Genomic DNA, 25,395 nt, shown 5'->3' on the forward strand with positions numbered 1-25,395 from the left:
TATTTAAACTTTATCTTAGTTACGGTCAATACTGTTTAGCTCTCTAAATGCTTGCTCTAAACGTGTCACCATAGATGTTTGACCTGCACGTAACCATACGCGAGGGTCATAGAATTTTTTGTTTGGCTTATCTGCACCTTCAGGGTTACCTAACTGTGCTTGTAGATATGCTTCATTCTTTTTATAGAACTGTAAAACACCATCCCATGTTGCCCACTGTGTATCTGTGTCAATGTTCATTTTAATGACACCATAGCTGATAGATTCTTTAATTTCTTCAGCAGAAGAACCAGAACCACCATGGAATACAAAATCAAGTGAGTTATGCTCAAGATTATGTTTTTTGCTTACATAGTCTTGTGAGTCACGTAAAATTGTTGGTGTTAATTTCACATTACCAGGCTTGTACACACCATGTACATTACCAAATGATGCTGCAATGCTAAAACGTGGACTAATCGCATTTAGTTTTTCGTATGCATAGTCAACATCTTCAGGTTGTGTGTAAAGTGCTGAAGCATCCATATGGCTGTTGTCTACGCCATCCTCTTCACCACCGGTACAACCCAATTCAATTTCTAACGTCATGCCAATTTTTGACATACGTTCTAAGTATTTTGCACAAATTTCAATATTTTCTTCAAGTGATTCTTCAGATAAATCAATCATGTGTGAAGAAAACAGTGGCTTGCCAGTTGCTGCAAAGTGCTTTTCACCTGCATCTAATAAACCATCAATCCATGGCAATAGTTTTTTTGCACAGTGATCTGTATGCAGAATAACAGGTACACCATAATGTTCTGCCAAAAGGTGTACATGGTGCGCACCAGAGATAGCACCTAAAATTGCAGCGCCATGTGGCTGTTCTGTTTTTAAGCCTTTACCTGCAATGAATGTTGCGCCACCATTAGAAAACTGAATGATGATCGGACTTTTGACTTTTGCAGCAGCTTCAAGTGCAGCATTGATTGAATCCGTACCCACACAGTTTACCGCAGGAAGTGCAAATGCATTTTCTTTCGCTACAGCAAATACTTTTTGAACGTCATCGCCAGTTACAACACCTGGTTTTACAAAATCAAAAATTTTAGACATATTATGTTTTCCTATTTCATCAATCAGATGGATTCATTCGGATTACAAAAACAAAGTGAATTATATGATTTAACCCACATCGTATGATGCCGTTTGGAAAATTTCTTAATCAACCAAACCTTAGCATTACCATAAAACTTATTGATGAGATGGCAATACCAATTATTCATCAATTGAGCAGATCGTTTCTTATCTGCTCATTGCTTTTCGTAAAGTGACATCTTACTTTAAGCTGAGTAAAGGCATAGAAACAGAAAGAAATAAAATAGGCACATGAAAGTGTATATATAAAAGGTCTCGTCCCAATCATCACATTATTTAAGTGCGTTGCTTACGCTGCGTACTTATTAAGTGTTTATTCTCGATACGAACAAAATATCCTATTTCATTCTTCAGCAATATCCTATTTGCCTAGGCTCCTCTACTATTAAGAATACAGCAAAACTGAATAGCAGCATCAAATCGTAACCATTTTAAGACCATATGATTGTCATATCGTCCCGTTGTTTTGTTGTCAACTACTCTACAAGTAAAGCGGCATTTGTCATATACGACTTAAGACACAGTGACACTGTAAGTCTCATAATCACTTGCCAAATAAAGCAAAAATAAGATAACAGATTTATTGTTGTATACCTAAATTTTTTGGTTGAAGTTTCACTAAGTTCATTTTTGCTTTTGGCACACAATATGCACACCTCTTATAAAACAGATAAGAGATCTAAAATGATAAATCGCCATACAAATAAAATAACTCGAAACACACCATGGTATCAGCTTATTCTCGGTCTCATATGTATGGCTTCTATTTCTAGCCCGCAGTATATTTGGACATTATTAACCAAACCGTTTATCACAAAACTAGGCGTGAGTCTTCCCGAGCTACAAGTCACATTCTCACTACTTATTATTCTGCAAACCTTCTTCTCTCCATTTCAAGGCAAATTGATTGATAGATTTGGGCCTAAATTGCTCATTTTTATAGGTACCATTTTATCTGGTCTAAGTTGGATTCTTTCCTCACAAGTGACCCATTTAACTGAGCTGTATTTAGTGTATGGCTGTATAGGGGGTTTAGGTACAGGCATCGTTTATGTTGGTATTGTCGGCTTAATGGTCAAATGGTTTCCACAAAATCGTGGTTTTGCTGCAGGAGCTGTTGCAGCAGGTTATGGTATGGGTGCACTACTCACTACATTTCCTGTGAGTATTTCACTTGCTCAATATGGTCTTGAGCATACTCTTATTTTATTTGGTGTTATTTTTTGCTGTGTAGGTGGCATCGCAAGTCTAGGACTAAAAACACCTCCACAATCTGTTGATAAAATCAATGAACTATCATCAACTATAAGACACTATCAATTTACGTCTAAAGAGATGTTAAGCCAGCCCATTTTTTGGTTGATGTTTTTAATGATGGCCATGATGTCGACTTCGGGCCTGATGATTACCTCTCAAATGGCAGCATTTGCAGAAGATTTTGGTATTAGTCATACCATCGTTTTTGGTATGGCTGCTCTCCCATTGGCATTAAGTTTAGACCGTCTAACCAATGGTTTAACTCGACCTTTATTTGGATTTATTTCAGATAAGATGGGCCGAGAAAATACCATGTTTATTGCTTTTTTCTTAGAAGCAATTGCAATGTTAGTCTGGTTAATGTGCCGTCAAGATCCAATCTTATTTGTTATTTTGTCTGGCATTGTCTTTTTTGGTTGGGGAGAAATTTTTTCTCTTTTTCCATCTACACTTACAGACACTTTTGGTGTTAAGCATGCAACTGCGAACTATGGATGGCTTTATTTATCTCAAGGTATTGGTGCGATATTTGGCGGCCCATTTGCAGCATTACTCTTTCAACATACACAAAGTTGGAGCATTGTTTTTTACTGCGCCATTTCATTTGATGTACTCAGCGCACTTTTAGCATTACTCATTTTAAAGCCTTGGCGCAAACATTTTATAAAAAAATATATTCATTGATTTTTTAGATGCATGTTATGCTGTTTTTTAATGTTAAAAGCAACATTTTTTTACGCTGAATTGATTACAATATGTTTAGTTTTTCTTTTTTCATGTGATTCTAAACAATCTATGAACATATATAGATAATGTTTTTAAGCATTCCAAATTTTAAACTTTGAATATTGGATAATTCCTTGTTTTCCTTTGAAGTTTAAAAAACTAACCTAGGTGATTTCGGTCGGCCTAATATCATAAAAAGGACACAAGTGTGCTAGCGATTATCATACTTTTACCTTTGCTCTTGGGTACAGTACTCAGTGCAAGTCTACATCAGGTACCACGACTGATCAAAATGCTAATAGCTGTTGGTATTAGTCTGAGTTGCTTCACACTTTTGCTAAGCCAAGCAAATACAATATTTAATGGTCAAAGCATTGTTCAAGCATGGCAATGGCTTCCTGAGCTTGGTATCAACCTCAGTTTTCGTTTAGATGCACTTGGGCTCTTATTTTCGCTTTTAATTAGTGGTATTGGCACACTCATTTTTATTTACGCCTACTATTATCTGAGTGAAAAAAGCAGTTTGAGTAAGCTATATTGCTTACTCATGCTGTTTATGGCCGCAATGCTAGGCATCTCTCTTTCAAATAATCTAATTATTTTAATGGTTTTTTGGGAACTTACGAGTATTTCATCATTTTTACTCGTGTCCTATTGGCAACAATATGAAGCAGCACAGCGTGGCTCACGCATGGCTTTTACCATTACAGGTATGGGTGGTCTAGCCATGTTAGGTGGCTTTGTACTTTTAGGGCAAATTGCGGGAACATATCAAATTGATCAGCTCTTAAGCATGGGAGCCACGCTACAACATAGTCCACTCTTTACACCTGCACTTTTACTCATTTTACTTGGTGCATTTACAAAAAGTGCGCAGTTCCCATTTCATTTTTGGCTACCGAATGCCATGGCAGCACCAACGCCTGTTTCTGCATATCTTCACTCTGCCACTATGGTCAAAGCAGGCATTTTTATTGTTGCACGTTTTCTGCCTATTTTTCTTGGTTTTGCGCTATTCCATCAACTAGTAACAACCATTGGACTCATTACTTTTTGTATTGGTGCATTCTTTGCTGTATTTAAAGAAGATTTAAAAGGTCTCTTAGCCTATTCCACTATTAGTCATCTTGGATTAATTATGTGCCTATTGGGCATTGGTTCACCATTGGCTATTGCAGCAGCAATTTTCCATATTCTGAACCATGCAACTTTTAAAGCAGCGCTTTTTATGATTGCAGGGGTGATTGACCATGAAATGGGTACACGAAGTCTACGTAAGTTAAAAGGGGTATGGCAGCTTCTTCCATTTACAGGAACACTAACATTTATTACAGCCTCAGCAATGGCTGGCGTTCCACTCACCAATGGATTCATTTCTAAAGAAATGTTTTTTACAGAGATTAGCCAAGCTTTTACAGGAACAAGTGCCGTATTGGCAATTACTGTAACAACCTTAGCAGGTATATTTGCTGTCGCTTACTCTGTACGTATGATTCACGGTATTTTCTTTGATGGTTCACTTGGTGAGGAGATCCCAAACCAAGATGCACATGAGCCACCTTTTGGCATGCGTGCACCTATTCTCTTTTTAGCTATTGCTTGCTTGGCTGTGGGTGTTTTCCCTGCATTTTTTGCAGAAGACGCTGTTAAAACAATTACTGAATCGGCTCTCCAACAGCCTATAAACTCTCCTCATCTTGCTATTTGGCATGGATTCAATCTACCACTCATCATGAGTCTAATTGCTCTTGTAGGTGGTATTTTATTTTATGCATTCTTTGCATATCGTGAAAAAATTCGCCATATTGAACTTGAGCGTTTTCTAGGTCCACTACAATGCAAACTTATCTTTGAAGCAATACTTACATTTCTTGAAAATACATCTCGAAAAATAAAGCTAGCAACAGAAACAGGACGCTTACAAGGTTATTTATTTTGGATCATACTCTTTAGTATTGCCTTAGTTTCTATACCTTTACTTTCATATCCATTATCAACAGGTGCACGCGTACTTACCCATGCACCACCATTAGCTGTTGTACTTTGGGCATTGCTCTTCTCTGCCTGTTGGATGCTTCTTTGGTTTCACCATGAACGTGTTAAAGCAGTGCTCATTAGCGGTGCCGTTGGACTTGTAGTTTCAATTACTTTTATTACACTCTCTGCACCAGATTTGGCACTGACTCAAATTACTGTCGATGTTGTAACAACTGTATTGTTACTTATGAGTCTATCTTTACTACCACAACTTACGCCTTATGAGTCGTCACAAACCAGAAGATGGCGTGATGCGATTATTGCTATTAGTGCAGGCTTAGGTATTGGCTGGATTGCGTGGCTTATTTTAACGCGTGACCATGACTCTATTTCATGGTTCTTCGTACAACAAGCGCTACCGCTGGGTGGCGGTTCTAATATTGTAAATGTCATTTTAGTAGATTTTCGTGGCTTTGATACCTTTGGAGAAATTACCGTACTCGGCATTGCAGGTATTGGTACATTATGCCTTATGGATGGTATGCGTACACATGGCACAACAACTACAAAAGGGCTGACATACCGCTTCACACCATCACCTCTTTTGGTAAGAACCAGTACGTCTTGGGTACTTCCTATTGCTCTCATCGTCAGCCTATATATTTTTCTACGAGGTCATAACTATCCAGGTGGTGGTTTTATTGCAGGGCTTATTACTGCCATGGCACTCATTATGCAATACATTGCATTAGGGCAAGATCGTGCTGAACGCTTACTGCATGCAAAATCAGGCAGACGCTATGAGCGATGGATTGGCATAGGTCTAACTATTGCAGGGCTCACAGGCCTCGCTGCATGGGGCTGGTCTCGCCCATTCTTAACAAGTGCACATGTCTACGTAGAACCACCTTTACTTGGGTCACTTCACCTGACATCTGCAGCATTATTTGATTTGGGTGTGTACTTTGCTGTACTTGGTTCAACCATGCTTATGATTTCAGTACTTGGTGACTCTCGTCATTCATCTATGTCTGGTCCAATTGTACCTAAGGAGTAAAATTATGATTAGTCTTGAATTCTTACTTGCTTCGGCTATTGGACTCTTGGTTGCAACAGGTGTGTATCTTCTGCTTCGTGCAAGAACCTTTCCTGTGGTTTTAGGACTTGCCATGATTGGCTACGCTGTCAATTTATTCTTATTTGCCACAGGTCGAATTAAAATAAATTCACCTGCTATTCTAACTGAAGCAACCTCAATTACAGACCCTCTGCCTCAAGCACTTGTACTGACTGCAATTGTTATTGGTTTTGCAACAACTGCCTTTATTATTCAACTGGCATTGCGTAGCCGCTATGAGTCAGGAACAGACCATATAGACTCTAAAGAAATTACCGAGTTAGCCAATGACCCCAATGAGGATCATGCCCAATGATGAATCAAATAATCAGTTTTTGGCAGCTACAAACACCTATTATCAGTATTTTAATTCCTGCTTTTGCAGGCTTTTTACTCCTCTTATTAGGTAACCCAAGTTCAGAAGATTTACAGCATGATAAACGCCAGCCTCTACGCAGGCTCATTAGCTATACTGCAACATTTGCGGGCTTAGTCACTGCAATACTTTATTTAATACATGCATCTACAGGTCAGATCATGACATATGACCTTGGTGAGTGGCGTGCACCCTTTGGTATCGTCTTAGTTCTTGATCGACTCTCAGCATTCATGCTGTTTTTAACCTATCTTTTAGCAGTTCCCATCATATGGTTTGCAAGTAAAGACTGGGATTTAAGAGGACGATATTTTCATGCACTCGTTCAGTTCTTGCTCATGGGTGTATGTGGTGCATTTTTAACAGGGGATTTGTTTAACCTGTTCGTTTTCTTTGAAATATTACTCATGGCATCTTATGTCCTACTCATTTATGGACAAGGTAAAGCAAGATTTCAACTTGGCATTCATTATGTCATTATCAACCTATTTGCCAGTGCATTATTTCTTATCGGATTAGGACTCATCTATGCCAATGTAGGTAGCCTAAATATGGTCGATGTTGCTCGGTTAATGCAAAAACTACAACCCGATCAACTACATCTTGCAACCGCAGGTCTATATCTACTTTTCACTGTCTTTGCGATTAAAGCAGCAATTTTTCCATTAGGCTTCTGGTTACCTAAAACATATGCTGTTGCGAGCACTCCTGTTGCAGCATTATTCACACTAATGACCAAGGTCGGCATCTATGCCATTTTAAGAATAAACTCAACAATACTGCTTGATCACCCTTCCCCACTATTTGATATCCTTCTTATTTTAGGGCTTATTACATCAGTGTATGGTGTTATTGGTGCCATGGGTGCTATTCGCTTAAGACGCTTTGTCGGTTTTATGATTCTTTCATCACTCGGTACAATTTGCATCGGGCTAGGACTACATAAACCCGAAGCTTGGGCAGCAAGTTTATATTACCTGTTACATAGTACAATTATTGGGGCGGCCTTTTATTTGCTCTGTGGATGGATTACTGCTCAACGTGGAGAGTTTAAAGATCACCTCCGAATTGCACCCAAAATGAAGCAAAACACACTTATTTCTATTTGCTTCTTTCTTATTGCGTTAATGATGGCTGGATTACCTCCATTTAGTGGCTTTTTAGGCAAAGTCTTCTTATTAAAAGCAACACAAGATACGCCTCAACAGCTTTGGATTATTGGTACTATTCTTATTGTTAGCCTGCTTAGTATTATTGCATTTATACGCGTTGGGTTTATTTTATTTTGGCAAGCGACAGACCCAGAGTCGAATCCTAGCCGTATAGGTTATGAGGCATATCAGGCTTTACCTGATCATGCACCGAGTCGTAATGACACAACCATTTATATTTTAATGATGAGCCTCATCCTCTATGTTGTATTTGCACATCCAATACAGAAATATTTATTCAATGCTGCAACAACACTGACACAGCAACAAGCATATCAAAATCTAATTTTGCATAAGAATATGCGTAGTGAATTTATTAGTGTAGAACCATTTGATCCAAAATATATTGCGGAAACAAAATATGCAGGCGAAAACCCTGACCCTAATGCACATTTTATCCCTTATATTATTTCACCTGATACACTAAATGGCACGCATATTTCTTTGTATAAGAAACAGCAAATCGAAGCTCAACAACAACAATTAAATCAGTCCACTACGATTCCCACAAAGAATAATGGTGCAAAACTGCAACTTATGGAGCCATAAATGAAAAGAAGAACTCGCTTTTCCCGCTGGTTACCACATCCATTTTTTTCAGTTATTTCTGGAATTGCATGGCTAGTACTTAACCATAGTCTTGCAGTGGTAGATATTTTAACTGCTGCTATTCTTGCACTTGTTATTCCTAAAATGGTTGCAACATTTATCCCAAGAACACCAAGTGTTAATTGGATTGCAGCCATACAACTATTTTATACAGTACTCATAGATATCATTGTATCTAACTTTGTTGTTGCCAAACTCGTTTTAGGCCCTAAAAAGAACTTACAGCCAAAGTGGTTTCGCATCCCACTCTCTACACAGCATGAGCAAGTAAATGCATTATTGGCGATGATTATTACCACAACCCCCGGTACTGTCAGTGCAGGTATAGACCAAAAGCGAGGCGATATATTGGTACATGCTTTAAATGCAACTGATCCTGAAGCTGAAATAAAACAAATTAAAATGCGCTATGAACAACAGTTAATTAAGATATTCAAAGTAAAATCAGGAGAAAAGTTATGATTATCCTGCCATATATTCTTGGAATATGCTTACTTTCGACAACAATCTCTATGTCTCTTTGCCTTATACGTCTAATTATTGGGCCATCTATTGTCGATCGACTGTTGGCGCTAGATACCTTATTTTTAAATACGACAGGCTTAATTATTATTCTTGGTATTTATTGGACAACAACCTATCTTTTTGAAGGAGCATTACTTATTGCAATGCTAAGTTTTATTTCAACAATGGCTCTTGCACGCTACTTTACCAGTGGCCATGTTATTGATTAAGAAGGGATACATTTATCATGTCAACACAGCTTATCATGGAAATCATTGTCTCCTTTTTTTTACTTCTCGGTAGCTTCTTTATGCTCGTCGGAAGTATTGGAATGATTCGTTTACCCGACTTATTTACTCGCCTACATGCGCCAACCAAATCTAGTACGCTTGGTCTTGGTAGCTTTCTTATTGCATCAATGATTTATAGCTACTTTCAAGGTCATTTTGGGTTTTCAGCATTATTGCTTACTCTACTTGCTTTTATTACAGCACCTGTATCTGCAAACCTGATGGCACAAGCTGCACTTCACTTAAAACTTCGCTCTCTGAGTGGTGATGTTCCCGAAAGTATTGAAAGACCTCTACCATGGTCTAAATATCGCTTTGTTCCTAAAGGGAAGACAAGAAAAGAAAGTACAATTCATACAAACAAAAAATAATACATATAAAAAAGCCACCCGAAGGTGGCTTTTTTTAATCTTCATCTTTTTTTCGTTCAGGTAAGTCTTTTACCGCTTCTTCAATTAAGCCAAACATATAGTTACCGTGTGCATTTGTTTTATCATAATGAAAACGCAAACGTGGGGTAACACGTGTTTTTAATCTACGGCTTAACTCTTGGCGTAAAAAGCCAGAAGCTTTATTTAAAACACCAAGTGTTTCTTTATGTGCTTCTTCTGTTTGGTCATCTTGCAGGTCACGTCCCATTACAGTGACATAAACCTCTGCATAACCAAGGTCAGGACTTACTTTTACAGCAGAAATGGTTACATAACCACCTAAACGAGGATCTTTCAGCTCTTGGCGGATAAGTTCAGCGAGTTCTCGCTGAACCGTGTCTGCCATACGCTTAAGACGCTGACTACCTGCCATTAAAGACTCCGTTTAATAATTTGTACGTCGTATACTTCAATCTTATCAAGCGCTTTAATATCTTTATAGCCCTTAACTGCAAGACCACATTCCATACCAGCACGAACGTCTTCTACAACTTCTTTATAACGACGTAAAGACTCAAGCTCACCTTGGAAAATTACAACATCGTCACGTAAGATGCGGATTGGCTTGTTACGGTGGATTGTACCTTCCATAACCATACAACCAGCTGCTGCACCAAACTTACTAGAGTGGAACACTTCACGTACTTGCGCAACACCAAGAATCGTTTCACGATGTTCAGGTGGTAACTTACCACTCATTGCATCTTTAACATCATCAATTAATTGATAAATAACGCTATAGTAACGAATATCAATTTCATCTTCATCTGCTTTTTGGCGCGCTGTTGTATCTGCACGTACGTTAAAGCCAAGAAGTACAGCATCAGAAGATTCTGCAAGTGTTACATCTGACTCGGTAATAGCACCTACACCTGAACCAATAACACGTACTTTCACTTCATCTGTTGCAAGTTCATATAATGCAACTTGTAAAGCTTCCAAAGAACCACGAACATCTGTTTTAAGTACAATATTTACTGTTGGAACATCTTTTTTGCCCATTGAAGACATTAAGTTTTCCAAACGCATTGCACTTGCACGATCTAAACGTTTCTGACGCTCACGGTCTGAACGTGCTCCAGCAACTTCACGTGCTTTCTTCTCATCGTTTACAACAAGAACTTCATCACCTGCCATTGGCGCTTCAGGTAAACCTAAAATTTCAACAGGAATAGAAGGCCCTGCAGATTTAATACGGTTACCATTTTCATCAGACATCGCACGCACACGACCGTAAGATGAACCAGCAAGGATTAAATCACCAACACTCAATGTACCATTTTGTACAAGAATAGAAGTTACCGCACCACGACCTTTATCTACACGTGCTTCAATAACAACACCTTGTGCAGCACCTTCAGCCGAAGCTTGAAGTTCCATCACTTCTGCTTGAAGTAAGATTTGATCGAGTAAGTTATCAATACCTTCACCTGTATGTGCAGATACTTTTGCTACAGCAACATCTCCACCCCATTGTTCAGGAACGATTTCTTTTGCTGTTAACTCATTAAGTACACGATCAGGATCAGCAGATTCTTTATCCATTTTATTCATTGCAACAATGATTGGTGTTCCTGCTGCACGTGCATGGTCAATCGCTTCCGCTGTTTGTGGCATTACACCATCATCAGCAGCAACTACAAGTACCACGATATCTGTTGCTTTCGCACCGCGTGAACGCATTGAAGTAAATGCAGCATGTCCTGGTGTATCTAGGAAAGTAATAATACCTTTCTCTGTTTCAACATGATATGCACCAATATGCTGTGTAATTCCACCTGCTTCACCTGAAGCCACTTTCGCGCGACGAATACGGTCAAGCAATGATGTTTTACCATGGTCTACGTGACCCATAATTGTTACAACTGGCGGACGTGTTGTTAACTCACCACGTTTTTGCTCAGCTTGTTCAATTAAGTTGTCTTCAGCAGCATTATCAGAAACTAAAACAGGGTTATGTCCCATTTCCTCTACAACTAAAGATGCTGTATCACGATCAATCGCTTGGTTTTGGTTAACAAGTTCGCCCATTTTCATGAGTATTTTAATCACTTCGCGAACTTTGATTGCCATTTTTTGTGCTAAGTCAGCAACAATAATGGTTTCACCAATTTCAACATCATAAACTTGTTTCTTCACAGGTTTTTCAAAACCGTGTTTGTTACCTTGGCTTGTTTTTAAGCCACGTTTATGATGGTTGTTTTTGCTGAAGTTTTGTTCTTCTTGGTTATGGCGACCACCTTTTTTACGGTTGTCTTTACCACCACCACCGCGTTTAATTTCACGGTCTTCTTTCTTAAATGATTCTTCATATGCTTGTCCAACAAGACCAGCTGCCAATGGAGAGTCATCTACAACACGAATTTTTGCAGCACCATCATCATTTGAATATTTTGATGCCATTTGGCGCATTTGCTCAAGCGTACGCTGTTGTGCTTCTTCAGCAGCTTTACGACGTGTTGCTTCTTCAGTCGCTCTTAATTGTGCTTCTTGCGCTTGTAATGCTTTTTTCTGTTCAGCATTTTTCGATGGTTTTGTGTTTGGCTTAACCATACCACCACCACGTTTTCTTACAACAACAGCAGCAGCTTTTGGTCCTTCTGCTGTTACTTTGTCTTTCTTCTGCGCAGCACGCATTGCTTCAAGTGTTGCATTTGCTTTACTTTCAGCATTTACTTTAGCATCTTGTTCAGCTTTTGCTTTTTGCTGTACTTGAGCTTTTGCTTTAGCATCTTGTTCAGCTTTTGCTTTTGCTTCTACAGCAATCTGTTGTGGATCAGGCTTTGTAAATGTACGCTTTTTACGTACTTCTACATTAATTGTCTTCGCCTTACCAGAAGTACTGGCAACTTTTGCTGTACCTGTTGTTTTCTGTTTCAAAGTAATTTTTCCTGCACTTCTCTCATTTTGACCATGCGTTTTTTTAAGATGGTCTACGAGAGTGTTTTGCTGTTCTATAGTCAAGACATCATCAGCTACTCGCTGTGGCAACCCTGCATTTTTCACCTGCTCTAGGAGCTTCTCAACAGGACGTCCCACGCTTTGCGCCAACTCTTTTATAGACTTGTCCGTCATTTATTACCTCCTAGTTAAACCATGATTCTCTAGCTTTCATAATTAATTGACCAGCTTTTTGAGCACCAAGACCATCGATATCTGCAATATCATCAGTTGCTTGATCAGCTAAATCATCAATTGTGATCACGCCACGGCTAGCAAGTGCATATGCAATCTCTTGCGTCATGCCTTCCATACTTAATAATTCAGGGCTCGGTTCTTGAATGTTCTCTTGCTGTTGTAACGCTTCTGCCAATGCAATTTCTTTTGCACGACTTTGTAACAGCTCAACAGTATCTACATCTAACTCAATTTCATTAAATGTTTCTGCAGGAACATAAGCAATTTCCTCAAATGAGGTGAAGCCCATCTCAACGAGTGCCATCGCAAGGCCTTCATCAATATCTAAACGTGTTACAAACATATCTAGGTATTTTTGAGTTTCATTTTGCTGACGTGCACGATACTCTTCTTCAAGCATCATGTCTAACTTATATCCAGTTAAGTCAGATGCAAGACGAACGTTTTGACCTTGAGAACCAATCGCTCGCGCCAATTGATCACTTGTCGCAAAAATAATATCTGCTGTTCTTGCATCTTCATCAATTACGATACCAGATACATCAGCAGGCTCAAGCGCACTTGCAATATATTGTGCAGGATCATCAGACCATACAACAACATCTATACGTTCGTTATTTAATTCTTGCTGAACAGATTGAATACGTGTTCCACGCATACCAATGCATGCACCAACAGGGTCAATACGGTGATCATTTGTTTTTACAGCAATTTTAGCACGCACACCAGGTTGGCGCGTTGCAGCCTTAATTTCAATAATTTCTTCTGAAATTTCAGGAATCTCTTTTTGCATTAAAGCAATTAACATTGCTGGTTTTGCACGAGAAAGTAAGAGTTGCGCACCACGACCTTCACGGTTTACTTCGTAAAGAATTGCACTTACACGTTGTTTCGGACGTAGTAATTCTTTTGGAATCACTTCATCACGTGCAAGGTAAGCTTCGGCATTGTCACCAAGATCAATAATAAAGCCATCTTTTGTTTGCTTTTTCACTTCACCGTAAACAAGCTCACCCACTTTCGACGCATATGCATCTGCCACAAGCGCACGCTCTGCTTCACGGATTTTTTGAACAATCACTTGTTTTGCAATTTGTGCTGCAATACGACCAAACTCAATAGATTCAACTTCAAGCTCACGAATATCGCCAATAGAGCATTTCGTAGGATCTAAATCAGAAATTGCATCTTGGCAAGCAGGCATTTCATGATCTTCATCAGCAACAACTTCCCATTGACGGAAAGTAGTATAGTCACCCGTTTTACGGTCAATTTCTACACGTAAACGCGCTTCTTCTGAATTTGTGCCTTCATAAAATTTTTTCTTAGTCGCAGCAACCAATGCTTGTTCTAGTGCTTCAAAGATGGCTTCGCGGCTCACACCTTTTTCATTACTAACCGTTTCTGCAACGGTAAGAATCTCACGACCCATAAGTCACCTATATTTCAGATTTTCTTAATAGTTTAATCTTGATAAACCAAGTTTGCTTTATCGATATTGTGACTATCGATATCTAATACTTGCTGTTTTTCCACTTCAACTTGAATCATTTCACTTTCAAGATCAACTGCTACAAGCTTGGCTTGAAATTTACGACGATTATCTACAGCACTGATTAGACGCAGTGCAACTTGTTGGCCAATATACGCCTGCAGTTGAGATAATTCAAAGAATGGACGATCCCATCCTGGAGATGAAACTTCTAATGAGAACTCACCTGAAATTGGATCATGAACATCTAAAATAGCACCAACTTGTTGTGTTACTCGAACACAATCTTCAACACTAATACCTTGCTTCTCTTGAGCTTCATCATTAGTTGTATTTGTTGGTTTGTCAATGTAAATGCGCAGCATTGAGCGCTTGCCTTGAGGTAGGAATTCGATACCCCATAGATGAACATCACAAGCTTCTACCGCTGGGGCAATCATATCTTGTAATGCTTGGGTTTTATTTGATAGTTTCATGTACTCTCGTCATTTTGTGCAATACAACAATCGGCCTTTGCCGACCAAACCTCTTGTAGTGAAGCATGTCTTTTTGACCAATTGATGTCGACACTACACGATAGCAATAAAAAAGGGCGTAAATCCGCCCTTTATAACACAGAAAAGCTATAGCCCACTGTGCAAAAAGGCCCACCTATCTGTGAGCCCTCTTAGCAAGAATCTTGGTAGCGGGAGCTGGATTTGAACCAACGACCTTCGGGTTATGAGCCCGACGAGCTACCAGACTGCTCCATCCCGCAATAGTTTGCAATAATATATCTAATTTAAGCGAGAAACTCAAGTTTAAATTAGCTTAATGAATTTGCAAGTTTCATTAAAAATGGTAGCGGGAGCTGGATTTGAACCAACGACCTTCGGGTTATGAGCCCGACGAGCTACCAGACTGCTCCATCCCGCAACAACATCTTACTTTCTGGTTTAAAGTAAGCACCAAGTAATCTACTTGATGGAGCGCATTGTATAGAGCTAATCGCTTTAACGCAAGTCTTTTTATTCATTATTATAATAAGTATGACTAAGGTGCCACTTTTTAACCAATTTAGCTTTAATTTGGCTAAAATAGATCAACTGTTCTCTTTTATGTGCATATTTACCCACAGCACAACCTGTTAAAAGATTATTTTTTCTAATATGGAATATCCTTATTATGAATACATCAGCAACGGAAGGCGTACAGGATGTACCTAGACATGGATGTAAGCTGATAGATCATTGGATGATCGACACATTGGACGTTAACGAGGATGTTGACCTTAATAAACCCGAGCTTGCTCGGGTTTGTGTTTTTTAATTCAAATAGTTTTATCTCTATAACTATAAAAATATTTTAAAATATACGTTATCAAGTAAGTTCCTCCGCTAAATATAGCTTTTATCTAATAATATAATACCTATATTTCATAAAGTAGAGAAAATCAAAATAAACAATAACTATAAAGTTAATTCATATAGTTAAAGAATGCACCCAAGGGTGCATTCTTTAATTTAGTAAATTAAGGTGATGTTAAAGTAGCTTTATACTGACATGAACTTCCAACAAACTTCTGATCAACATTAGACTCACAAGTCCAAGTTCCACTTGCATCACGATGCCACTGAACTTGCTTACCATTAATACCAGGATTTCCAGTAGTAAAAGATAAAACAATATTTCCTGAACCATTTGAACCTTGAGCTAACGAGATATTTCCAAATGTTGGATTAACAATACCTAAATCAGTAGTTCTTTGACCAACAACCGCCGCTGTATAACCGGTTTGACCAGGTGTACCTGATGCAGCTACTGGTGCTGTTGATCCATCAGGGAATTTACCATTGTCCATCACAAAAGATTCAAGTCCTGTTTTATTAGCTGCAACCGTTTGAACAGCTGCAGCAACATTTGAACGACCAACATAATTTTGATATTGCGGAATTGCTATCGCAGCCAAAATACCAATAATCGCAACAACGATCATTAATTCAATAAGAGTGAAACCCTTTTGAGCATTCATAAATTTTACCCCAATGTGTTTATAAGATTGTAAACCTGTGTACTTACATTAACAGATTTACCTAACAATTATATTACAGCAACTACTGTGCCAAATCTATTTTAATATAATTTTCACTTATTTAACTATTCCCTCGTATTTTTTTTACAAAAAAATCTACAGGCAATGTAAAAAATATGACATTTTTTGTCATAAAAATACAACCAATGACATATTTTATAAAATAACACCTGAGTCTCTATAATTACCTCTTAAATATTCTATTTTATATTTTTCAAGAATTTTCCACTAAATTTCAAAATTCTCTTTTTCACTTAATATTCATAAAAAAACCGAGTAATCTCACTCGGTTTTTTATTTTTTATTAAATCTCTAAATAATCCAAGATACCTTCTGCAGCCTGTCTGCCTTCCCATATTGCAGTCACCACTAAATCTGAGCCTCGCACCATATCTCCACCTGCAAAAATTTGTGGATGTGAAGTCTGAAACTTAAACTCTTGCGCCTCAGCAGCCAAGACACGCCCTGAACCATCTAATTGGATATCTACATCTTGAAACCAAGATTCAGGACTTGGACGAAATCCAAAGGCAAGTAATACAGCATCGGCAGGTACAATTTCTTCAGAGCCCGGAATAGGTTCAGGGCTACGGCGTCCACGATGATCAGGCTCACCTAATTGTGTAGTGACAAATTTAACACCAGTCACCTGACCATTTTCACCCACCACTTCAATTGGCTGTCGATTAAATAAAAACTCTACACCTTCTTCACGTGCATTACGAACTTCTCTACGTGACCCTGGCATATTTTCTTCATCACGGCGATAAGCACAAATCACTTGTTCTGCACCTTGACGTATAGAAGTACGGTTACAGTCCATTGCAGTATCACCACCACCAAGAACAATTACCTTTTTCCCTTCCATAGAAATATATTCACTTGGGTCTTTCTCCCAATTTTGACAACGGTTAACATTGGCAATTAGAAAATCAAGTGCATCATGTACACCCTTCAAATCTTCACCCACAAAACCACCCTTCATATAGGTATATGTACCCATTCCCATAAAGACAGCATCATAGTCTTTCAGAAGATCTTCAATTGTTACATCTGTACCGATATTGGTATTCAGCTTAAATTCAACGCCCATACCCGTAAAAATTTCACGACGGCGCTTCATCACATCTTTTTCCATTTTAAATTCAGGAATACCAAATGTAAGTAAACCACCAATTTCTGGGCGTTTATCAAAAACTGTCGGCTTAACACCGTTACGAACCAAGATATCTGCACAACCTAGCCCTGCAGGCCCTGCACCAATAATTGCAACCTTTTTATCTGTCCATTTCACATCAGACATATCTGGTCGCCAACCTAAAGCAAAAGCAGTGTCGTTAATATACTTTTCTGCGTTTCCAATAGTCACCGCACCAAAACCATCATTTAAAGTACATGCACCTTCACACAAACGGTCTTGTGGACAGACTCGGCCACATACTTCAGGCAGCGTATTGGTTTGATGACATAACTCTGCTGCCTGAAAAATACGACCTTCTGAAATGAGTTTTAGCCAGTTTGGAATATAGTTATGTACTGGACACTTCCACTCGCAGTAAGGGTTACCACACCCTAGACAACGATGGGTTTGGTCTTGCACCTCTTCTTTATGAAAAGGTTGATAAATTTCAACAAACTCTGCTTTACGTACATCTACTGCTTTTTTTTGTGGATCTTGACGAGCAACATCTAAAAACTGGAAGTCATTACTAAGGCGCTGTGCCATATTCTTCTCCATGGGGTCCGTGTGAATGGATCAACACCATTCACACCTACCTATTCATTTCACATAAAGGCCTAATTTATTGCGGATCTGCTTGGGTTGTTTTAAGCAAGGTCAGTAAATTCGCAGCTTTGGGTTTAACTAACCAGAATTTACGACTATAAAAATCAAATTCATTGCGAATCTTATAAGCCCAAGCACTTCCAGTTTCTTGAATATGCTCATCAAGAATTCGTAATAAGTTTTCTTGATGCTCTTCCATAGATTCTGTAGAAATACGTGTTAAATCAATCAGTTCATGGTTATAACGATCGACAAAATCATTTTCCAAGTCAAGTACATAGGCAAAACCACCCGTCATACCCGCACCGAAGTTATGCCCCACTTTGCCAAGAACAGTGACAATACCGCCTGTCATATATTCACAGCAGTGGTTACCTGCGCCTTCAATGACAGCAAAAGCACCCGAGTTTCTCACTGCAAAACGCTCTCCTGCTGTACCCGCAGCAAAAACCTTACCGCCTGTTGCACCATAGAGGCAGGTATTACCAATAATTGCCGTTTCTTGGCTTTGGAACTGAGAACCTTTTGGTGGGAATATAGAAATTCGACCACCTGCCATGCCTTTACCAACATAGTCATTGGCATCGCCTTCTAACTTAATATGTAAACCACCTGCATTCCATACACCAAGTGATTGTCCTGCTGTACCTTTTAAGTTAACAACAACAGGCGTTTTTTCCATATTTAAATTGCCATGACGGCGTGCTATCTCACCTGAAAGACGCGCACCAATAGAGCGGTCACAGTTACCCACTTTAAATGCATATTCACCACCTGAGCTACTTTCAATTGCAGGCAAAATTTCAGAAACCATTTTCTCTGCAAGTATGCCTTTATCAAACGGTGCATTTCCCTCTACTTGGCAATACTGTGCTTTTCCTTCTGCAAAAGCATGTGATTGTAAAAGTGGTGAAAGGTCTAAATGTGCATGCTTTTGAGTTTCACCCGGAAGGACTTCAAGTAAATCTACACGTCCAATTAAGTCTTTTAGTGAGCTTACCCCTAGTGCAGCAAGCCACTCTCTCGTTTCTTCTGCAATAAATTGGAAGAAGTTAATGAGCATTTCAGGTTCACCAATGTAATGCTCTTTACGCAAGCCTTCTTGCTGCGTTGCAACACCGGTAGCACAGTTATTCAAGTGGCAAATACGTAGATACTTACATCCTAAAGCAATCATTGGCGTTGAACCGAAACCAAAACTTTCTGCACCTAAAATGGCTGCTTTTACAACATCTAAACCAGTTTTCAAGCCACCATCAGTTTGCACACGGACTTTGCCACGCAAGTCATTTACACGTAGTGCTTGATGCGCTTCTGCGAGTCCTAGTTCCCATGGAGAACCTGCATGATGAATAGATGAAAGTGGAGAGGCTGCCGTACCACCGTCATAACCTGAAATGGTAATAAAGTCGGCATAGGCTTTTGCTACACCTGCTGCGATTGTGCCGACACCCGGCTCAGATACCAATTTCACAGACACCATTGCTTTTGGATTAACTTGTTTTAAGTCAAAAATAAGCTGCGATAAATCTTCGATTGAATAAATATCATGGTGCGGTGGTGGTGAAATAAGTGTTACACCCGGTACCGCATAACGTAACCGCGCAATCAAGCCATTAACCTTACCACCCGGTAGCTGTCCACCCTCACCCGGTTTTGCACCTTGTGCAACCTTAATTTGTAGCACTTCAGCAGAGACCAAGTACTCAGGTGTAACCCCAAAACGCCCTGAAGCAATTTGCTTAATTTTAGAGTTTTTAATCGTGCCATAACGTGCAGGATCTTCACCGCCCTCACCTGAGTTAGAGCGCCCTCCCATCGTATTCATCGCAATTGCGATGGCTTCATGTGCTTCTGGCGATAATGCACCAATAGACATACCTGCCGAGTCAAATCTTGGTAGAATCGCTGTTATTGGTTCAACATTTTCTAAGGCAATTGAATTGTCTGTTTTGAGTTTTAATAAATCTCGAATCGTTGCAATTGGTCTTGTATTTACAAGCTCTGCATATGCTTTAAAGTCTGCATAGTCACCCGAACGAACTGCTTTATGTAGCGAGTTAATTACTTCTGGGTTGAAGGCATGGTATTCCTTACCAAACACAAACTTGAGCATTCCACCTTGATCAATGGGTTGACGATGTTTCCATGCCAAAGTAGCAAGTTTCTTTTGATCTTCTTCTAGATCTGCAAATGTTGCTCCCTGAATACGACTTGCAACACCCTTAAAACACAGATCGACCACTTCACTCGACAAACCAACAGCTTCAAACAATTGCCCACCACGATATGATGCAACTGTTGAAATACCCATTTTAGATAAGACTTTGAGTAAACCTTTATCTATGCCCTTTCTGAAGTTGTTCTGCGCTTGAGTTGGATCACCAAGTAATTCGCCCTTAGCCACAAGATCATGAATCACATCGTATGCTAAATAAGGGTAAATTGCGGTTGCACCAAACCCTAAAATCACAGCAAACTGATGTGGGTCACGTGCTAAAGCAGTTTCAACAATAATATTTGCATCTGCTCTCAATCCTGTTTGAATCAAGTAATGGTGTACTGCACCTGTAATCAGCACAGCATTGGCAGGTAAATAACCTTCTTTTATTTTTTTATCTGAAAGAATAAGTACCGTTTTTCCATCACGAATCGCCTGTGCAGATTCTTCACAAATGCGTGTTATTGCCTGCTGTAGCCCTTCACTTATTTCATAGTTCAGATCAATTTCTGAAATTTCATAACCTGTACGACCCAATGTACGCAGTTGATGCATTTTAGAGTTGGAGAGAACTGGACTCGAAATAATGAGACGGTCAGCATGTTCAGGGCCTTGCTCAAATACACTTTGCTCACGCCCAAGACACGTCTCTAAAGACATGACAATAGATTCACGTAAAGGATCTATTGGCGGATTGGTCACTTGCGCAAATTGTTGTCTAAAGTAGTCAGAAACATGGCGTACTTGTTTAGATAGTACAGCCATTGGGGTGTCATCACCCATAGACCCAACTGACTCTTGACCATTTTCAGCAATTGGTCTGAGCACCTGATCACGTTCTTCAAACGTCACCATAAACATTTTTTGTGCAGCTTTGAGTTGATCACCTGTCAAACCTTTATCTGCCAAATGCTCTTCTAACTGTGGGCTCACTTGTAAACGAAAAGCATTTTCACGTAACCACTGACGATATGGACGCATGCGTTTTAAATGATTGTTTACATCTGCGGTATCTAACATTTTACCTGTAAGCGTATCTATCACGAGCATTTCACCCGGACCAACACGTCCTTTAGATATCACATCCTCAGATTTGTAATCCCAAACACCAATTTCAGAAGCTAGTGTAATATAACCATTTTTGGTAATGACCCAACGTGCAGGACGCAGACCATTACGATCAAGCATACAAATTGCATGGCGACCGTCTTGAATTACAAGACCTGCAGGGCCATCCCATGCTTCCATATGTTTAGAGTTAAATTCATAAAAGGCACGCAAATCTGCATCTAAGTTTTCAACATTCTGCCATGCAGGTGGTACAAGCATGCGTAACGCACGGAATAAATCCATACCACCGCCCACAAGAATTTCAAGCATATTATCTAAGCTTGAAGAGTCTGAACCTGTACGGTTTATAATTGGATTAAGTTCTGTTAAGCCCGGCAAAAGCGCATTTTTTAGTTTTGGCGTACGAGCAGCAGCCCAATTGCGGTTTGCAGTAATGGTATTAATTTCACCATTGTGTGCTAAATAACGGAAAGGCTGTGCAAGAGGCCAACGTGGTAACGTATTGGTAGAAAAACGTTGATGGAAAACTACAATATGTGACTCAAGTGCAGGATTGGCAAGATCGGTATAAAAGTCTGCAATTGCCTCTGGCATCATTAAGCCTTTATAGCTAATGACTGTCGAGCACAAGGTAGTAATATAAAAATCAGGATCGTGTTGTTGTTTTTGTTCTGCACGACGGCGTGCTAAAAATAATTTACGGTTAAACTCAACTTCTGTCACACCCATTGGGCAATTCACAAAAACTTGTTCAAAATGAGGAAGAGACTGTAAAGCAATTTCGCCCAATGCATCATTATTGGTTGGGACAATACGCCACCCAATGACACGCAATCCCTCAGCTTCAATTTCTTTTTTTAGTACATCTTTTGCAAGCTGTGCTTTATCATGATCTAAGCTTAGAAAGACAGTCCCTACAGCAAACACTTCACTGAGTGTAATATCACTAATTTTTGGCGCTTCTTGTCTAAAAAATGCTTTTGGCATCGCAAGTAGCAAACCACATCCATCTCCCGTTTTGCCGTCTGCGGCAATCCCTCCTCGATGGGTCATACAGCTTAGACTATGAATAGCTGTTTTGACTAAGTCGTGACTTTCATTGCCCTCCATATGGGCAATTAAGCCGAAACCACAATTATCCTTAAACTCATCTGGTTGATATAAACCTTGAGCGGGAGCTACTGTTTTTAGCGATGGCATGTGCATAGCGTACCCTTCTTTAATTGATGCTCCTAAATGAGCGACACACAGTAAATTTTCTTTATAACTTTATTGCGATACCTTTTAGAAATAAATTAGACTTTCCTATAGCAGCTTACTGATCATTTCTGCCTCTTTATATGCACACTTTTAATGCACTAAAGAGTCTAAAGTTACTTAGTTTGATAAGATTTGCGCTAAAACAAAGAATAATAGTGCAATCTATGCACCAATATATGCAAAATAAGTGCCAAATTAATGAAAAAAATAAAGCAAGTAAAAATCTCATTTTTTTAATTTTAAGAAATCTATGACCTATTTTTTTGCACCATAATGAATTTTAAGCGATAAAGTTGCGTAAATTATGTATCAATATAGTGCACAATTAAGATTTAAATTAGTTTATTGTTACTTTAGGTGTAGATACCGCAGGCTCAATTGTACGATCTAATACATCTGTAGTTGTTTGAATAGGATTTGGTAAACTCGTTGTTCTTGGTACTGGTGCATTTGTTAAATTTATTTCATATAACTTACTATCAGAAGACAATTCATCTGTTCCCATATCATTCACTTGACGTGAATAACTCGACAAAGGCTTTACAACAGGATGTAAAGATTTTGGTAACCCAAGATTCAAGTTTTGTAACCCTCGATCTGCCTGAGGCTCATTAGGATATAAACCATAATCTAAGACATATTGATCAGGTTGATTCTCATTAGATAGCCTGAAATAAATAAATTTATCTCTATCAGCTCTCTGCTTTAGAAAGTCCCGAATAACTTCTTCCTTTCCTACCGTAAGTATTTCAAGCGTAAAGCCATAAGGGTTTCTTTGAATAAACTTTGTCCCTCTAAATTCAGCCTCATGCGTGCCTGAGCTAATTGCTCGTGTTGTCTGTTGCAAAGGCTTCACATCATCGTCAAGTACGCCCAAATTGGTCATTGCTGAAACCCTTTCAGCTTGAAATTGTGGATGTACGTCTTCTTGCTCAATGTCTTTTTCTGTATTGGGAAGCGCTTTTGTGGTTAAACTTAAAAATAAAGCAGCAAATAAACAACCAATACCAACGATTAATGATACCCATGGTAAAAACTGAGATTGTTGTTTTTGCTGCTGAGACATTATTATTCACCTTTTTTTTGATTATTCAGAATGGCCTGTTTCATATAATCTACATTAAATTCTTCAGTAATGACTGCATGACCCAATTTTTTCATCAGAATAAGTCTAATTTTACCATCAAGTACTTTTTTATCATGTGACATATAAGAGAGAAACTCATCTAATGGTATTTCAGGGCAATAAATAGGTAGGTTTGCTTGCTGAATAATATGCTTAACACGTGCTAGGTCTTCAGTTGAAATCCACCCCATTAAATGTGACAGTTCAGCAGCCATAACCATACCTACAGCAACAGCTTCACCATGCAGCCATGTACCATAGCCGAGATAAGACTCAATTGCATGACCAAAAGTATGCCCTAGATTTAACAGTGCTCTTTCACCTTTTTCATGCTCATCATTTGCCACAATACGTGCTTTATGCGCACAAGAACGGTATACCGCTTCTGCCAAAGCCTGCTCATCACCCGCCACAAGTTTTGGCATATTGCCTTCAAGCCATGCTAGAAACTCAATATCGCCCAACAGTGCATACTTAATAATTTCAGAAAGACCAGCAGAAAGCTCACGTGGTGGCAAAGTTGATAGTTGATTCATATCAGCAAAAACAACAGATGGTTGTTTAAATGCACCTATCATATTTTTACCAAGCGGATGGTTAATGCCCGTCTTTCCACCCACACTTGAGTCAACTTGAGATAGCAGTGTTGTTGGAACCTGTATAAAGTTTACACCTCGCTGAAAACTTGCCGCAGCAAAACCAGCCATATCACCAATAACACCACCGCCCAATGCAAGCACTGTACAGTCACGATTAAACCCTGATGCCAATAAAGCATCAAAAATTAAGTTTAGATTTTCAATATTTTTAAATTTCTCACCATCACGTAAAATGCACTGCGCTGTCACTTTATCTAAGGCAGTTAAAGCTTTTTTATAAGTTTCTAGATATAAAGGTGCAACCGTATCATTTGTTACAATCATCACTTGCTTACCTTGAATATAAGGCTTTAACAAATGTTGAATATCTAAATGGCTCCCAATGAAAATAGGATAACGGCGATCGCCAAGTTCAACATGTAATGTTTGCATAAATTTCAACCAGTGCAAAAGTTAGATAAATTATTTTAGAATATCATCAAGAATTTGATATGCTAAATCTCGCGCAGCGCCACTGTGTGTATCCACAACAAAGTGTGCAACTTCCCTATATAAAGGATCTCGTATAGAAAGAAGATCCTGTAATTTTTGTTCAGGGTTTTCAACTTGCAATAATGGACGGTTTTTGTCTCTATAGGTTCGCTGTAGTTGAATTTCTACAGGTGCAAATAGATAAATAACAATTCCGCGTTGCTTCAATACATTTCTATTAATCAGCTGCGTTACTGCACCACCACCTGTCGCAAGTACAATCTGCTTACGTTTTGTTAATTCTTTTAATACGCATGTTTCACGCTGACGAAAACCATTTTCGCCTTCTTTGTCAAAAATCCAAGGAATGGAGGCACCTGTTTTTCTTTCTATTTCATGGTCACTGTCTATAAACTCTCTCCCGAGAATTTCAGCCAAATGACGACCCACAGTTGTTTTCCCAGCCCCCATGGGCCCTACCAAATATATATTTGGTAGGGTAGTTATTGCTTTTTTTGGCAAGGA

18 protein-coding genes and 2 tRNA genes are annotated in these 25,395 nt (G+C 39.0%); 7 read left to right on the forward strand and 13 right to left on the reverse strand.

Features of this window, described 5'->3' with window-relative positions; genetic code table 11:
• Positions 1–15: 15 nt before the first annotated feature.
• Positions 16–1,095 carry a class II fructose-bisphosphate aldolase gene (gene fbaA, locus P256_RS07275; protein ID WP_023273044.1) on the reverse strand — a complete coding sequence of 360 codons (1,080 nt, stop codon included), beginning with the start codon at positions 1,093–1,095 and terminating at the stop codon, positions 16–18.
• Between the two features lie 726 nt (positions 1,096–1,821).
• On the opposite strand from fbaA, the gene oxlT reads away from it, so the two are divergent.
• The 7 genes from oxlT (at position 1,822) to P256_RS07310 (ending at position 9,575) form a co-directional block, all read left to right on the forward strand.
• Positions 1,822–3,078 carry an oxalate/formate MFS antiporter gene (gene oxlT, locus P256_RS07280; RefSeq protein WP_023273045.1) on the forward strand — a complete coding sequence of 419 codons (1,257 nt, stop codon included), beginning with the start codon at positions 1,822–1,824 and terminating at the stop codon, positions 3,076–3,078.
• A gap of 250 nt (positions 3,079–3,328) precedes the next feature.
• Entirely contained in the window at positions 3,329–6,154 is a 2,826-nt protein-coding gene (locus P256_RS07285; protein ID WP_023273046.1) for a monovalent cation/H+ antiporter subunit A, read from the forward strand.
• Between the two features lie 4 nt (positions 6,155–6,158).
• Positions 6,159–6,530 carry a Na+/H+ antiporter subunit C gene (locus P256_RS07290; protein WP_023273047.1) on the forward strand — a complete coding sequence of 124 codons (372 nt, stop codon included), beginning with the start codon at positions 6,159–6,161 and terminating at the stop codon, positions 6,528–6,530.
• Entirely contained in the window at positions 6,530–8,350 is a 1,821-nt protein-coding gene (locus tag P256_RS07295) for a monovalent cation/H+ antiporter subunit D (protein WP_040331992.1), read from the forward strand. Before P256_RS07290 ends, P256_RS07295 begins: the two co-directional genes overlap by 1 nt.
• Positions 8,351–8,872 (forward strand): Na+/H+ antiporter subunit E, encoded by a 522-nt coding sequence (locus P256_RS07300; RefSeq protein WP_023273049.1) that lies wholly within the window; start codon positions 8,351–8,353, stop codon positions 8,870–8,872. It abuts the gene before it with no gap.
• Complete coding sequence (locus P256_RS07305; protein WP_023273050.1) at positions 8,869–9,144, forward strand: monovalent cation/H+ antiporter subunit F; 276 nt, start codon at positions 8,869–8,871, stop codon at positions 9,142–9,144. The genes P256_RS07300 and P256_RS07305 overlap by 4 nt, the downstream gene beginning before the upstream one ends.
• 17 nt (positions 9,145–9,161) lie before the next feature.
• Positions 9,162–9,575, forward strand: a complete 414-nt coding sequence (locus P256_RS07310) for a Na+/H+ antiporter subunit G (RefSeq protein ID WP_023273051.1) — start codon at positions 9,162–9,164, stop codon at positions 9,573–9,575.
• A 34-nt stretch (positions 9,576–9,609) separates the two neighbouring features.
• On the opposite strand, the gene P256_RS07315 is transcribed toward P256_RS07310, so the two are convergent.
• From P256_RS07315 to aroK, 12 genes are all read right to left on the reverse strand, one after another.
• On the reverse strand, positions 9,610–10,008 hold the full coding sequence (locus P256_RS07315; protein ID WP_023273052.1) for a ribosome-binding factor A: 399 nt from the start codon (positions 10,006–10,008) through the stop codon (positions 9,610–9,612).
• Positions 10,008–12,710, reverse strand: coding sequence for a translation initiation factor IF-2 (gene infB, locus P256_RS07320; protein WP_023273053.1), 2,703 nt, complete (start codon positions 12,708–12,710; stop codon positions 10,008–10,010). Before infB ends, P256_RS07315 begins: the two co-directional genes overlap by 1 nt.
• Positions 12,711–12,720: 10 nt before the next feature.
• On the reverse strand, positions 12,721–14,205 hold the full coding sequence (gene nusA, locus P256_RS07325; RefSeq protein ID WP_023273054.1) for a transcription termination factor NusA: 1,485 nt from the start codon (positions 14,203–14,205) through the stop codon (positions 12,721–12,723).
• Between the two features lie 32 nt (positions 14,206–14,237).
• Positions 14,238–14,741, reverse strand: coding sequence for a ribosome maturation factor RimP (rimP, locus tag P256_RS07330; protein ID WP_023273055.1), 504 nt, complete (start codon positions 14,739–14,741; stop codon positions 14,238–14,240).
• A 204-nt stretch (positions 14,742–14,945) separates the two neighbouring features.
• A tRNA-Met gene (locus P256_RS07335) sits at positions 14,946–15,022 on the reverse strand.
• Between the two features lie 81 nt (positions 15,023–15,103).
• A tRNA-Met gene (locus P256_RS07340) sits at positions 15,104–15,180 on the reverse strand.
• 595 nt (positions 15,181–15,775) lie between these two features.
• Positions 15,776–16,276, reverse strand: coding sequence for a pilin (locus P256_RS07345; RefSeq protein ID WP_023273057.1), 501 nt, complete (start codon positions 16,274–16,276; stop codon positions 15,776–15,778).
• Positions 16,277–16,640: 364 nt separating this feature from the next.
• Complete coding sequence (locus tag P256_RS07350; RefSeq protein ID WP_023273058.1) at positions 16,641–18,062, reverse strand: FAD-dependent oxidoreductase; 1,422 nt, start codon at positions 18,060–18,062, stop codon at positions 16,641–16,643.
• A 76-nt stretch (positions 18,063–18,138) separates the two neighbouring features.
• Complete coding sequence (gene gltB / locus P256_RS07355; protein ID WP_171068514.1) at positions 18,139–22,614, reverse strand: glutamate synthase large subunit; 4,476 nt, start codon at positions 22,612–22,614, stop codon at positions 18,139–18,141.
• Positions 22,615–23,011: 397 nt separating this feature from the next.
• Entirely contained in the window at positions 23,012–23,740 is a 729-nt protein-coding gene (locus P256_RS07360) for a hypothetical protein (protein ID WP_023273060.1), read from the reverse strand.
• 2 nt (positions 23,741–23,742) lie between these two features.
• Positions 23,743–24,831, reverse strand: coding sequence for a 3-dehydroquinate synthase (gene aroB, locus P256_RS07365; protein WP_023273061.1), 1,089 nt, complete (start codon positions 24,829–24,831; stop codon positions 23,743–23,745).
• A 30-nt stretch (positions 24,832–24,861) separates the two neighbouring features.
• Positions 24,862–25,392, reverse strand: a complete 531-nt coding sequence (gene aroK, locus P256_RS13385) for a shikimate kinase AroK (protein WP_040331948.1) — start codon at positions 25,390–25,392, stop codon at positions 24,862–24,864.
• Positions 25,393–25,395 lie beyond the last annotated feature (3 nt).

Origin of the sequence: Acinetobacter nectaris CIP 110549, from assembly GCF_000488215.1 — a bacterium.
GTDB lineage: Bacteria > Pseudomonadota > Gammaproteobacteria > Pseudomonadales > Moraxellaceae > Acinetobacter > Acinetobacter nectaris.

What these genes read in the sequence shown, in the direction of transcription:
- gltB (WP_171068514.1), bottom strand. Translation starts at nt 22,614, where the DNA reads ATGCCATCGCTAAAAACAGTAGCTCCCGCTCAAGGTTTATATCAACCA.
- P256_RS07310 (WP_023273051.1), top strand. Translation starts at nt 9,162, where the DNA reads ATGTCAACACAGCTTATCATGGAAATCATTGTCTCCTTTTTTTTACTT.
- P256_RS07305 (WP_023273050.1), top strand. Translation starts at nt 8,869, where the DNA reads ATGATTATCCTGCCATATATTCTTGGAATATGCTTACTTTCGACAACA.
- P256_RS07295 (WP_040331992.1), top strand. Translation starts at nt 6,530, where the DNA reads ATGAATCAAATAATCAGTTTTTGGCAGCTACAAACACCTATTATCAGT.
- P256_RS07290 (WP_023273047.1), top strand. Translation starts at nt 6,159, where the DNA reads ATGATTAGTCTTGAATTCTTACTTGCTTCGGCTATTGGACTCTTGGTT.
- P256_RS07300 (WP_023273049.1), top strand. Translation starts at nt 8,351, where the DNA reads ATGAAAAGAAGAACTCGCTTTTCCCGCTGGTTACCACATCCATTTTTT.
- nusA (WP_023273054.1), bottom strand. Translation starts at nt 14,205, where the DNA reads ATGGGTCGTGAGATTCTTACCGTTGCAGAAACGGTTAGTAATGAAAAA.
- rimP (WP_023273055.1), bottom strand. Translation starts at nt 14,741, where the DNA reads ATGAAACTATCAAATAAAACCCAAGCATTACAAGATATGATTGCCCCA.
- fbaA (WP_023273044.1), bottom strand. Translation starts at nt 1,095, where the DNA reads ATGTCTAAAATTTTTGATTTTGTAAAACCAGGTGTTGTAACTGGCGAT.
- P256_RS07315 (WP_023273052.1), bottom strand. Translation starts at nt 10,008, where the DNA reads ATGGCAGGTAGTCAGCGTCTTAAGCGTATGGCAGACACGGTTCAGCGA.
- oxlT (WP_023273045.1), top strand. Translation starts at nt 1,822, where the DNA reads ATGATAAATCGCCATACAAATAAAATAACTCGAAACACACCATGGTAT.
- P256_RS07360 (WP_023273060.1), bottom strand. Translation starts at nt 23,740, where the DNA reads ATGTCTCAGCAGCAAAAACAACAATCTCAGTTTTTACCATGGGTATCA.
- P256_RS07345 (WP_023273057.1), bottom strand. Translation starts at nt 16,276, where the DNA reads ATGAATGCTCAAAAGGGTTTCACTCTTATTGAATTAATGATCGTTGTT.
- infB (WP_023273053.1), bottom strand. Translation starts at nt 12,710, where the DNA reads ATGACGGACAAGTCTATAAAAGAGTTGGCGCAAAGCGTGGGACGTCCT.
- aroB (WP_023273061.1), bottom strand. Translation starts at nt 24,831, where the DNA reads ATGCAAACATTACATGTTGAACTTGGCGATCGCCGTTATCCTATTTTC.
- P256_RS07350 (WP_023273058.1), bottom strand. Translation starts at nt 18,062, where the DNA reads ATGGCACAGCGCCTTAGTAATGACTTCCAGTTTTTAGATGTTGCTCGT.